Genomic DNA, 11,952 nt, shown 5'->3' on the forward strand with positions numbered 1-11,952 from the left:
GCGTCGACCTTGACATGCCCACCTTCAAACCGGATCGCTGGACGCGCCACCGACACCCGAAGGCCGCCACCATCGTCCGCTCCATGGGCGACGCGTCAGAAGGGCACGTCCACGCCGGCTTCGCGGAGATAGGACAGAGCGCGGGACAGGCACTCGTGAGCGGTGGCTCCGTCGGCCCGCATCGGTTGCCTCAACGGACCGCCGCCGGCGGTGAACGTCCATGCGGGCTTCTGGTCCCGCAACCGCTCGGCGTCCACCCTGATCGCGGCGCCCACACCCTGCTCGCCCAGCCACTCCAGGATGAGCAACACCGCATCCTCGATGCCGCTGTCCTGGTCGATCTTCGGCCACCGGCCCCGGCTCACTGTCACAGGCGCGACTCTAGCCGCAACCGGACGAAGGCAGCCGTGTCGATCGGCCGCAGTCTAGGCAAGCCAACGGGCGCTGTGGCGGTGGCGCCCGGGCTCGGTCTCGATGTCCGGTACCAGTCCCGTTCGAAGCAGGCCCAGCTGATGTCGCGTCATTTGGCGAGCGCGTCGCTCCTCAACGTAGAGTCGCTGATCACTCCCCGGGTTCGACCCACTGGGACCGCCAGGCCGGCGGGTCGAACGGGTCGGCGAAGTACTGCGTCTCCCGCACCACGCGTCCTGCCGAGAACTCCATGATGCTCACGGTCTGTGTGGGTTTGCCGTCGTAGGTGAGCACGAATTCGGTGACCCAGAGGTCGCCGGATCCGAGGATCCTGCGCACGGTGAAGGTTCGGGCCGCGGGATGTTGGATGCGCAGTGCCTGGATGTTGCTCCTGCCGCGGATGACCTCGCCGGACTGGGGGTATTCGACGATGACGTCGTCGGCGTAGATGTCGTGTTCCGCGTCCGCGTCACCGCTGTTCGATGCGGCCCAGTGCCGGTCCAGCAGGGCCCGGGCAACCGTCGCTTCCACCGTCATGGCCCTTTCGCTCGGAACACCGCGCGTCCGACGTCCTGCGACGCGGGCGCGCGCCTGGGCGGGATCGCTCCAGGACTGGTCACTTGAGGATCTCCAGCATCCGGTTCCCGAGGACCGCGGCCGAGGCCGGGTTCTGTCCGGTCACCAGGTTGCGGTCCTCGACCATGTAGGGCTCCCAGACCGGACCGCGGCTGAAGTTGACGCCGACCTTCGCCTTCACGTCGGTCTCCAGCAGCCACGGCACCTTGGAGGCCAGTCCGACGCCGTCCTCCTCCTCGTCGGTGAAGCAGGTGATGTGGTAGCCCTTGAACGGCGACTCGCCGTGGATCCTGGTGGCCAGCAGTGCGGCGGGGCCGTGGCAGACGATGAACAGCGGGTTGCCCGAGGCCAGTTGCCGGGTCAGCAGCCGTCCCGCATCGGCGTCCCACGCCAGGTCCGCCATCGGGCCGTGGCCGCCCGGCAGGTAGACCGCGTCGTAGTCCTCCAGGCGCACGTCCGACAGCTGCAGCGGTCGACGCAGCACCTCTGCGGAACGGATGACGGCCTCCAGCTCCAGGGCGCTGTCGTTTCCGCCGACCATCTCGGGGCGCAGGCTCATCATGTCGACGGTCGGTGTCACACCGTTGGGCGTCGCGACGACGACCTCGTGACCGGCGTCCGTGAGGATCTTGTACGGGTTCGCGAACTCCTCGGCCCAGTAGCCGGTCGCGTGCCGCGTGCCGTCCTTCAGCACCCAGTAGGCGGCTCCGCTGACGATGAAAAGCACCTTTGCCATGGCAGAGATCCCCTCTCGGACACATGCCAGGAGTGGGTTCGGCGGGATGCCCCACGGCGGGATGTTCCACGGCGGGATGCCCCACGGCGGGATGGCCCACGCAACCGACCCGCCCCGCCGGTTCTGTCCCCTCGCCCCACGCAACCACGCTAGGCAGCTGCGCCGACCGCGCGCAACCCGGTGCTCCATAGGCGGAAGTGCCCCCGGTCACGGAGCACATCCGATCACATGTCCAGGACCACGTCGGCCGGGGGCGTCGAGCAGCAGATGAGCGCGCTCCCCGCGGCGGGGGGCTCCAGGGGCTGCGGGGCGTACTCGACGTGGCCGGAGAGGAGCGCGGTCTCGCAGGTGTGGCAGATTCCGGTGCGGCAGGACCAGCGCACGGGCACGTCGCACGCCTCGGCGAGTTCGAGCAGCGTCCCGTAGTCAGGGTGCCAGGGGACGACCAGCCCGCTGCGGGCGAAGGCTACGGACGGTCCCGGGCGGCCGCCGGGAGGAGCGGCCGGCTGGTGCGGTGCCCGGACGGGTCCGGTCACCACGCCGGGGGTGAGGCCGGACGTGGCCCCGAAGACCTCGGTGTGGACCCGGGAGGACGGCAGGCCGCAGGCCTGAAGGGCGTCCGTCATGTCCCGCATGAACGCGCTCGGCCCGCAGATGTAGGCGTCGGCGTCCGGAGGCGGCTCCAGGCCGTGGATCCGCTCGGGACTGAACCGCCCGCTGACCGTGTAGTCGACACCCGGGCGGTCGGCGCCGGACGGACGGCTGTAGGAGACGAACGACCGGCCTGCGGGCAGCTGGGAGAGCAGTGCGCGCACCTCGCCGGCGAACGGGTGGTTCTCGCCGTTCCGGGCCGCGTGCAGCCACCACACCGCGCGCTGCGAGTGCTCCGAGGCCAGGGCGTGCAGCATGGCCAGGACGGGGGTGGCGCCGACGCCGGCGGACAGCAGCAGGACCGGAGTGTTCGCGTCGGCGAGCAGGAACGTGCCGCGCGGAGCGGCGACATCGAGGGCGTCACCCACCGTCACGTGCTCACGCAGGTAGGTACTGGCGACGCCGTTCGGCTCCTGCTTGACACTGATGCGATACGTTTTGGCGCCCGGTCGGCCGGAGAGCGAGTAGTTGCGGATGACCGGGGAGGCCTGTGGGTCCGGCCGCAGGCGGACCGTGAGGAACTGCCCCGGCAGAGCGGCGGGGAGCGGTTCGCCGTCGACCGCCGCCAGAGTGAGCGAGAAGATGTCCGAGCTCTCCGGCTCGATGCGGGCGACTTCGAGCCGACGGAACCCGGGCCAGGCCGGCGGCGGACTGCTGGTGGTCAGCCCGCGGTTCCCACCCGCGGTGCCGGAGCCGCGGTCCGCGTCGTCGAGCAGGGCCTGCAGCGACGTCTTCCAGCCGGGGCTCAACGCGCTGATGCGCAGGGCCCGTTCGAGCTGCGGCCGGGCGTGGCCGGGCAGGTAGAGCAGCGCGTCGATCTCCGCGACGGTCATCTCCTCGGGGCCCGAGGCGATCTTCACGATCTCGTCGCCCGCCCGCACCGGCCCTTCGGTCAGCACCCGCATGTAGAAGCCCGGGCGGCGATGGGACACCAGCAGGGCGGCCATCTGCGGCTCGCCGAGCCGCAACCCCACGCGGTAGCACGTCACGCGGGGTTGGGTGACCTCGAAGACCGCACCGCCGATCCCGTAGCGGTCACCGATGCACACCTCGTCGTCGGCGAGTCCGTCCACGGTGAGGTTCTCGCCGAACTGGCCGTACGTGAAGTCGTCCCGCTTCAGGTGCTCCTGCCAATGGCGGTAGGAACTCAACTGGTAGACCAGCACGGCACGTTGCTCGCCGCCGTGCCCGGCGAGGTCGCCCTGCCCGTCGCCGTCCAGGTTGAGCCGGCGCGCCATCACGGGCCCGGCGACGGGGTACTTCCAGATGCCGGTGCGGGTGGTCCTGCCCTGCCAGGGGACGTCCTTGGGCATGCCGACGTTCACGGCGATCAGAACGGCCATGACCTGTGCTCCTCCCGCGCTCGACAGGCCGGTGCCTGCCTCCAGCGTCGTACGGCCGGCCGTCGGCCGCACCTGAAGAGCTCTGCGCGGCGCCGGGGCGCGGCGCCGAGTAGAGTGAAAACGGTGGGCGCCGTCGCCGGACGCGTACCGCAGGCGCGGGTAGGCCGCCGCCGTCGAGGCGATCATGAACCTCGACGATCATGCACCTCGAACAGGCCTCGTTCGTCACCGGCGAGATCCTGTGCGTCGACGGCGGCCAGAGCGCCGGCTTCTGGAAGAACCGGAATCGGGAGCGAACGACCTATGCGCACGCGCAAGCAGCTGACCCCGCTCGGCGCTGTCGGTGCGGGCCTGGCGGCGGGAGTGGTCGGCACCGTCTGCATGGACGCCGTGAGGTTCCTGCGCCAGCGCCGGGCCGGCGGCGAACACAACGCCCTGCACTGGGAGTTCGCCCCGGTCCGCACCTGGCAGGAGGCGCCGGATCCCGGGCAGGTCGGAAAGCGCCTGGTCGAGGCCTTCACCCGGCGCGAGCTGCCGGACAGCGCGGCGTTCCCCGTCAGCACGTTCATGCACTGGTCGTATGGCGTGGGCAACGCGGCCTTCTACGGCGCCGTCAGCGCCTCGCTGCGCAAACCCCGCGTCGTGTACGGGCTCCCGTACGGTGCGCTCGTGTGGCTCAGCGGATACGTGGTGCTTCCGGTCGCGGGACTCTACAAACCCATCTGGAAATACGACGCCAGGACGCTGGGCGATGACCTGACCGCCCACCTCGCCTACGGGCTCGGCACCAGCAGCGCCTTCTGGTTGCTGAGCAGGGTTCCCGTGTTCTCACGACGGCTGTAGTTCGCGATCCGGCCGGTGCCGGTGCCGGTGCCAGTGCCAGTGCCAGTGCCGGTCGGCGAGGTGGGGTGGGGCCGGGTTCGGGCGTGACGACGACCGTCGCGATCATGGCGAGGCGTGACCCAGGATCAGAGAGCGGCGGTCCCCCGATCGGCGTACGAGGACGTCGGGCATGTCGACCCGGTGACGCGCCAACTCGCCGGCCGCGTGCTCGTCGGGTCTGTCCGAAAGCCATGCCCCGGGCGGGGGCTCCCCTTCCTGGCCGACCATGAGGCTCCCGGTGCCGTCGGCGGTGCGCTGGCGGAGGTGTGGGGCGAGGCCGGGACGGATGCCAGGACCAGACGGTGGCCTGCTCGGATGCCGGCTCCTCGCCGGCTCGCGCGGATCGTTGCGACACCCGGGGTTCTCATGGGCTCGCTACCTCGAAGCGACCGGGTATGGGCGTCTAATTGTGGTTTGTCATGATTTTTCATCAGGTGTCCTGTGTCGCTTGTGCCTTGTCGCACGGGGGCGCGGGGCGCTTTGCTGTGAGGAGAGGTGAACCTGCGGATGAGCACTCGTACTCGTGGACAGGGCGATCTGCCGTGGTACCGGGTCAGCCGTCAGTGGCCCGTGGCCGTGTCCAACAGGGCCCCGGCTGGTGCCGTCGTCGTGTCCGATCCGGTTGGCGCGGGTGGGCGGCGCGGGGAGCGCGGTGCGGGGGTGGTGTCGGTGGGGAGCGCGCTGCTGTCCGGTATGGCACTGCTGGCGGCCACGGCTCCACCGGTGGCGGCCGCGCCGGTGGGGGCCGTGCCGGTGCGGGCGCAGCTGGCTGATCCGTCGCAGACCTTCACCTTCACCGGCGCATCGCAGACCCTGACAGTTCCGGCGGCGGCGGTGGTGACGATCACCGCGGACGGCGCCGGCGGCGCCGACAACACCGGCACCGCCTGTTCCGTCACGGGGGCCGGTGGGGCGGGGGCACGGGTGGTGACCACCTTGCCGCAGACCGCCACGGCGACGACCTTCACCATCAACGTCGGCGGCACCGGCGGCAAGGGCTGCAACGGCACGGGGACGCCGGGTGCCGGCGGGTTCAACGGCGGTGCCCCAGGGGGAGGTTTTCCGCTCACCGGCTTTCACTTCGAGGGCCCGGGTGGGGGCGGGGCCTCCAGCGTCAGCACGGGCGGCTCCCTGCTGGTGGTCGCCGGGGGCGGCGGCGCGGCCGGCGGCACCGGAGCGGGCTCCAGCGGAGGGAACGGAGGCAACGGCGGGACGACGCCGGACGCCACCGGCGGCACCGCGGGAAGCGCCACCGGCCCCGGGGCCTCGCCGGGGCAGGGCGGGGGCGGTGGCCGCACCAGTACGAGCACCGGGGGTGCCGGCGGGGCCGCCGGCACCGTTCCGTCCTGTCTGGTCGTGAACGGCGGGCCGGGGAGCGGGTTCTCGGGTGCCACGGTCGGTACCGGTGGCGCTGGGGGCAGCTTCGACGGCGGCTGCGCCGCCAGTACCATCGCTGCTGGTGGCGGCGGCGGGGGCGGGTACTTCGCCGGCGGGGGCGGCGGCAGCGGCGCCGTCAACAGGACGGGCACCTCGGCAGGTGGGGGAGGGGGCGGTGGGGGCAGCAGCTTCGCCACCCCCACGGGTAGCGGCACGAGCTATGCGCTCTCGACGATCGGGACGGCGAACCACAGTGGCCAGGTGATCATCTCCTACACGGTCCCGTCCCTGACCATCACCAAGACCCACGCCAGGCACTTCATCCAGGGGCGGGACGGCACCTACACCATCGCCGTCGGCAACGCCGCCGGGGCCGCTCCGACCGACGGCACCACGGTCACCGTGCACGACACCCTCCCCCCGGGGCTCAAGGCCGACAGCATCAGCGGCACGGGCTGGACCTGTGACCGGAGCACGCTCACCTGCACCCGCAGTGACGCCCTCCCCGCCGGGAGCAGCTACCCGCCCATCACGCTGCAGGTCGACGTCTCCTGCCGGGCCGACGACGAGGTCACGAACACCGCGACCGTCACCGGGGGCGGCGACACCACCACCCACACCGCCACCGACCCGACCAGGATCAAGCGCCACGAGCACGACGAACACGACGAGTACGACATGCGCTGCGACCACCACGAGCACTGGTAGACCAGCCCGGGGTCCGACGGGAGGAAGCACCGGCCGCCAGCACGGTGGCCGGTGCTTCTCGCTGTCCGGCGAGGGGCCCGAAGGTGCTTGTACTGCCCGCTCCTGGAGGGCCCTGGGCGGGGCCGCCGGTCCGGTGCGGATGCGCGTTGGGCCATTGGTGTGCAGGGTGGATGGGTACGGTCCGGGCCGCCCGGCGGCGGCAGTCCGTCCAGCCGGGGATGCGCTCGGTGGGCGGGTGACCGCCCGGCCGCCGGTGGACTTCCCGGGAGCGCCGTCGATGACCGAAGGAGACACCATGCCCACCTGGAAGGTCCTCCGCCGGGCTCTGGCCCCGACCGCCCTCGCCGCCGTGTTGGCCGCGCCGTTCACGATGCCGTCGCCGGCGCTCGCCACGGGGGCCTTGGCCCCTCAGGTGGTGACCGCTGTCGCGCCGGTCTCGTTTGTCGGCCTGCCCGACCGGCCGCTGCCGTCCGACCACGCGGCGCACCCGATCACGGTCTCCTACCGCAACGACTCGTCGGCGGACCGGACCGTCGCCCCGCAGATCCTCGTCGAGTCCCCGGACGACGGGCCCTTCCTCGCGCCGACGGACATCAAGCTCGAGGTCCTGAGCGGCGGCCACTGGAAGACCGTGCGGCTGGCCAGCGAGACCGGCACGCTGTACACCGACCTCACCCGGGCGAAGCTGGTCCTCCACAGCCATCACACCCTCACCCAGCGCTACCGGCTCACCGTCGTCAACGCCGGCCCGGGCACGGTTCAGCCCAGGATCGCGCTGTACTCCTGACCTTCGGGGCTTCGCCGGCCGCATGAGCCGCGTGAGCCGCATGAGCCGCGTGGGCCGCATGGACCGCATCGAGATGCCCGACGACTCGCACACGGCCACGAACGACGCCGGGCTGTCTTCGGCACGGGGGATTCCGCCAGGACGGGCGTCTCGGGGGCCGGCCGGGATCCCGTGACGGCTTCGCGCCCTGCCCGCCTGCCGCCCTGCCCGCCTGCCGCCGTGCCCGCCTGCCGCCGTGCCGACCAGGCGGCCGACAGCCGCGGTGACGCCCTGTGGTGCCGTTCCCGCGCCGGCCGGGTGTGGTGGCCGTCTCAATGGCGGCCGATCGGTGGTGACTCGGCGTGGTGGCGGCGGGCCGGTCGGTGATGGCGCCGGGGCTGGGGTCGTGAGTGCGCTCACATGGGAATGCGGTGTACGACGACGGATAGTGGTGTCCGTTTTGCACTATTTTGCAACTATTTGGCGTGTTATTGGGGGGTGTTTGCGCAGGCGGGGCGGGGTCGGCACGCTCCGGGCGGCTCGCCTCTCGAACCAGTGCCGGTCTGTCCGCTACGACGGCGGGTCGTAGCGAGGGGGTCTTGGCGAGGGCCGATCCGGTCTGGCAACTTGGCATTCATCGCCAGCCACACCGGCTCCTGTCCCACCGGTGAACGGCTTATCGCCGAGTCACATCCCGCGACCGTTCGGCCCCTGTCCGGCCACGGTCGAGGCGGGGAGTGACACCGGCCCAACTGATTGAGGTCTTCTGTATATGCCCGCTTTCAAGTTCCGCATGCGTACCACTGCCGTGATTCTTGCCGGTGCCGCCGGTGTGACCGCCCTGGGTGCCGCCGTGGTCCCCGCTGTCGCCTCGGCCGCGGACGCCTCCCCGCAGGCCATCGCCGCGCAGATCGTGCCGGCGGACCAGCTCGCCTCGTTCAGCCAGATCATCTCCCACGAGTCGGGCTGGAACGTCACGGCGACCAACCCGAGCTCGGGCTCCTACGGTCTGGGCCAGGCGCTGCCGGCCTCCAAGATGGCCTCGGCCGGTGCGGACTGGAAGACCAACCCGTCCACCCAGATCAAGTGGTCGCTGGACTACATGAACACCCGCTACGGCAGCCCGAACGCGGCCTGGACCTTCTGGCAGGCCAACCACTGGTACTAAGCCGACCATTCGGCTTCCCCTCACCCCGGGGGTCGGACAGGGGCAACCGGAGTGACCCACGAGGGCCTGTTCCCGCGCATCTGCGCGGGAACAGGCCCTCGTGCCGTTTCCGGGACGCTCGAAACGCCGCGATCGGCAGCAGCGCACCTGCGGCGGCGCCCACGCCCCCGGTGCCGCAAACCGCCCGGCGAGCCCGCCCGGCCCGCAGGGCTGGCACGGACCGCCCGAGCCGAGGGGCGGCGGGAGCCGGTTCGGGTCAGCCGAGCTCGTTCTTGTGGACGACGCCGTCCTTGACGATCAGTCGCAGGTTGCGTTCGGGGTCGGCGAGGACGGACAGGTCGGTGGTCGGGTCGCCGTCGACGACCAGGAGGTCGGCCCATGCTCCCGGCGCGATGACGCCGAGCGGCGCGGCGCGGTAGGGGTCCCGGCGGCCGGACAGGCGGAACAGCTCGGCGTTGCCGGAGGTGGCCGTCCGCAGGGCCTCGACCGGGCTGAGGTAGCTGCCGAGCCGGACGAGCATCTCGTTCTGCCGGTGGGCCTTACCGGGGTCGAGCACCAGGTCGGTGCCGAAGGCCAGCCGAACGCCGTGCTTCACCGCCCAGCCGATGGTGCGGGCGACGCCTTCGCACACTTCGCGGTTCTTGCGGTCGCTGTCCGGAGAGGCGTAGTGGTGGTCGTCGACCTCGAACGGCTGGGTGCTCAGCCACACGCCCTGCTCCGCGAGGTGGCGGATGGTGTCCTCGTCGACGAGGTGTCCGTGCTCGATGCAGCGCACGCCGGCCCGCACCGCGCGGCGGACGCCTTCGGAGGTGTAGACGTGCACGGTCACATAGGTGCCCCAGTCGGAGGCTGCGGCGACGGCGGCCTCCAGCTCGGCCGTGGTGAACTGCAGGACGTCCAGCGGGTCGAACTCGGAGATGACGCCGCCGCCGGCCATCAGCTTGATCTGGGCGGCACCCTTCTTCAGCTGCTCGCGCACCGCGGCGAGCACCCGTTCCGGCCCGTCGGCGACCCGGGTGAACCCGATCTGCTCGGTCCGGGCCGGTGGCCCGCCCAGGGCGGTGGGGGCGTCGTGGACCGTCCCGAAGTCGCCGTGGCCGGCGGTCTGGGAGACGGCCGCCTGGCTCGGGTAGATCCGTGGGCCCGGGAACAGCCCGCGGTCCAGCACGCGCCGCAGAGGTTCGGTGTCTCCGGCCAGGTCCCGCACGGTGGTGAAGCCGCGCATCAGCATGTCGCGGGCCGCGGCCAGGGCCTGGTAGTGGAGGGCGCCGGTCGGTGCGAGCCGTAGCTCCGCCATGGTGCTGCCGATCGCGAACAGGTGGACGTGTGCGTCGGTGAGGCCGGGCAGGAGGGTGCGGCCTCCGCCGTCGAGCACCGTCGCGCCTCCGGCGAGGCCGGGCGGGAGGGGTCGGCCCAGCACCACCTCTTCGATCCTGTCCCGTTGGACCCGGACGTGCCCCGGGACCGACTCCGCTCCGATCCCGTCGAAGACGCGCACGTTCGTCACCAGCAGCCCGGCACCCGAGTCGTCGACATGCATGCCGTCATCTTCGGCTGGTCGCGGGGCCGGGACCAGTGGGACAGGCCGATCCGACGGGGCGGCGCTCTCACCAGTTGATCGACAGTGTCCGGTGGGGTCTGATGGTCGAGGGCGCGGCCCGGGCGCCGCGCCCGACGGGCGGCGGGGGAACCCGGAAATCGCGAATGATCACTAAATAATATTATCTGCCAAGTTGATTGGCACACCTACCATCATTCGTTGCGAATGATGGTTCGGATTGCACTCGAACGAGTGAATCATGTTGAGAATGTTTGGTTTTGGTGAGCCCAACTCGACTACGGTGACGGAAGATCGGGCGGTGGACCCCATCGGCGAGGAGTATCGGTTCGGCGGGAAATCCGCGACGGGAACCGGTCATCCGGCGAGAGGGGTGCTTCCGTCCGTCCTGCTGTGCGCGCTCCGGAGTCCGAAGCGCCCCGGGTCCCCTGTCATCCGTCTGCGTAGAGAGGCTCGAACACCATGCCGCCCGTAGTTCCGCCGTTCCTGATCGGTCTCGTCGTCGCGCCGCTGGCCAAGCGCCTCCTCAAGCCACTGGTACGAGGCGTCGTCAAGACGTCCGTCGGCATCGTCATGGAGGTGAGGAAGGCCGCCCACGAGGCCGGGGAGAACATCCACGACCTCGCGGCCGAGGTGGCCGCCGACGTGGTGGCGGCTCAGGGCACCTCGGGGGACGGCCGCCGCGCTGCCGAGAATGCGGCCCCGGTCGAGAAGAAGACCGAGGTGACGGACGCGGGCGAGGCAGAGGCGAGGACCCCGAAGATCCGTGCGACCGTCGGTGCCGGAAAGGCGAACTGACACACCGGCGCGACCTGGCCCGCCGCCTGGACGCACACCGTGGCCGAGCTCGCGAGCTGGGTCCGCGCGGTGGTCGGCCGCGGGCCTTCCGGCCGCATCGGCCGCCCGTTCAGAATTTCCATTCCGTCACATTGATCCGTCGTGCCCGATGGCGGATCGCCCGTGACCTCCGCAAACAGGTGATCGTACACATGCCATCTCTGCTGGGCGCCGCAGCCGGATTCCGCTCCATGGATCTGGACGCGAGCCCGCGCTCGGTCATTCCGGGCCGCCAGCGCCGGGACGTCGGACCGGTTCTCGGACGGCCCCGGACGGCCGAAGTCCTCGCCGCGGCCCTGCGCCGCGTCCCAGGGGTTTCCGAGGCCCAGGCGAACCCGATCACCGGTGGGGTCCTCGTCCGGCACGAACCGCAGACGCCTGCCGCGGATGCCGGCCGGATCCTGCGCCGGGCGGCAGCTTCGGCGCCTCGGACGAGGCCGTCGTCGAGACTGCCGCGATGTCCGAGGCGCACGCCTCCATCGCGACGCTGCCGGACGGCTCTGACACGGTGATCGGCGAACGCGGTGCCGCGCTCTCGGGGGGCCGGCGGCAGCGGATCGCCCTAGCGCGCGCGATCCTCAAGGACGTGCCGGTCGTGGTCCTCGACGAGGCGACCTCCGCCGTGGACAACGAGACCGAGGCCGTCATCCGGCGCACGCTGCGCGGCTTCGCGGCCGACCGGACGATGGCGGTCATCGCCCACCGGCTCTCCACCGTCCGCCACGCCGACCAGGTCTACGTCATGGACCGGCGCGGCGTGGTGGCCGAACAAGGCACCCACGACGAACTCCTGGCCCGGGCCGGACTCTACGCATCCCTGTGGCAGCTCCAGGCCGGCGAACTCGCCGCCTGACCGCAGCAGCCGCGCCACCCGCCCGCCGACCGCGTGACGCCACCGCGGTCGGCGTGGCCCCGACGCGCCCCGGCGCGCCTGCCCGC

10 protein-coding genes and 1 pseudogene are annotated in these 11,952 nt (G+C 71.5%); 6 read left to right on the forward strand and 5 right to left on the reverse strand.

Annotated features, from left to right (window positions below):
* Positions 1-95: 95 nt before the first annotated feature.
* From ACFVTF_RS05470 to ACFVTF_RS05485, 4 genes are all read right to left on the reverse strand, one after another.
* The gene (locus tag ACFVTF_RS05470; protein ID WP_387809330.1) at positions 96-371 is read right to left on the reverse strand and encodes a hypothetical protein; all 276 of its coding nucleotides are present in this window, start codon (positions 369-371) and stop codon (positions 96-98) included.
* A 190-nt stretch (positions 372-561) separates the two neighbouring features.
* Positions 562-948: a nuclear transport factor 2 family protein gene (locus ACFVTF_RS05475; protein ID WP_387809333.1), complete on the reverse strand. Its 387-nt coding sequence runs from the start codon at positions 946-948 to the stop codon at positions 562-564.
* Between the two features lie 79 nt (positions 949-1,027).
* Entirely contained in the window at positions 1,028-1,723 is a 696-nt protein-coding gene (locus ACFVTF_RS05480; protein WP_387809336.1) for a type 1 glutamine amidotransferase domain-containing protein, read from the reverse strand.
* A 224-nt stretch (positions 1,724-1,947) separates the two neighbouring features.
* The gene (locus tag ACFVTF_RS05485; protein ID WP_387809339.1) at positions 1,948-3,717 is read right to left on the reverse strand and encodes an MOSC domain-containing protein; all 1,770 of its coding nucleotides are present in this window, start codon (positions 3,715-3,717) and stop codon (positions 1,948-1,950) included.
* 303 nt (positions 3,718-4,020) lie between these two features.
* Between ACFVTF_RS05485 and ACFVTF_RS05490 the strand changes: the two genes are divergently transcribed.
* From ACFVTF_RS05490 to ACFVTF_RS05505, 4 genes are all read left to right on the forward strand, one after another.
* Positions 4,021-4,560 (forward strand): hypothetical protein, encoded by a 540-nt coding sequence (locus ACFVTF_RS05490; RefSeq protein WP_387809342.1) that lies wholly within the window; start codon positions 4,021-4,023, stop codon positions 4,558-4,560.
* A gap of 648 nt (positions 4,561-5,208) precedes the next feature.
* Positions 5,209-6,684, forward strand: coding sequence for a hypothetical protein (locus ACFVTF_RS05495; protein ID WP_387809345.1), 1,476 nt, complete (start codon positions 5,209-5,211; stop codon positions 6,682-6,684).
* A gap of 295 nt (positions 6,685-6,979) precedes the next feature.
* Positions 6,980-7,471: a signal peptide protein gene (locus ACFVTF_RS05500; RefSeq protein ID WP_387809348.1), complete on the forward strand. Its 492-nt coding sequence runs from the start codon at positions 6,980-6,982 to the stop codon at positions 7,469-7,471.
* Positions 7,472-8,243: 772 nt separating this feature from the next.
* Positions 8,244-8,618 carry a transglycosylase SLT domain-containing protein gene (locus ACFVTF_RS05505; protein WP_331743014.1) on the forward strand — a complete coding sequence of 125 codons (375 nt, stop codon included), beginning with the start codon at positions 8,244-8,246 and terminating at the stop codon, positions 8,616-8,618.
* A gap of 256 nt (positions 8,619-8,874) precedes the next feature.
* Here ACFVTF_RS05505 and ACFVTF_RS05510 read toward each other — a convergent pair whose 3' ends face one another.
* Positions 8,875-10,158 carry an amidohydrolase family protein gene (locus ACFVTF_RS05510; RefSeq protein ID WP_387809351.1) on the reverse strand — a complete coding sequence of 428 codons (1,284 nt, stop codon included), beginning with the start codon at positions 10,156-10,158 and terminating at the stop codon, positions 8,875-8,877.
* Between the two features lie 480 nt (positions 10,159-10,638).
* On the opposite strand from ACFVTF_RS05510, the gene ACFVTF_RS05515 reads away from it, so the two are divergent.
* A complete protein-coding gene (locus ACFVTF_RS05515) occupies positions 10,639-10,974 on the forward strand; it encodes a DUF5132 domain-containing protein (protein WP_331743008.1) in 336 nt (111 codons plus the stop codon).
* Between the two features lie 451 nt (positions 10,975-11,425).
* Positions 11,426-11,866 (forward strand): annotated as a pseudogene (locus ACFVTF_RS05520) (ATP-binding cassette domain-containing protein); the annotation flags it as partial.
* Positions 11,867-11,952 lie beyond the last annotated feature (86 nt).

This window comes from Kitasatospora sp. NPDC057940 (genome assembly GCF_042887425.1).
Classification (GTDB): domain Bacteria; phylum Actinomycetota; class Actinomycetes; order Streptomycetales; family Streptomycetaceae; genus Kitasatospora.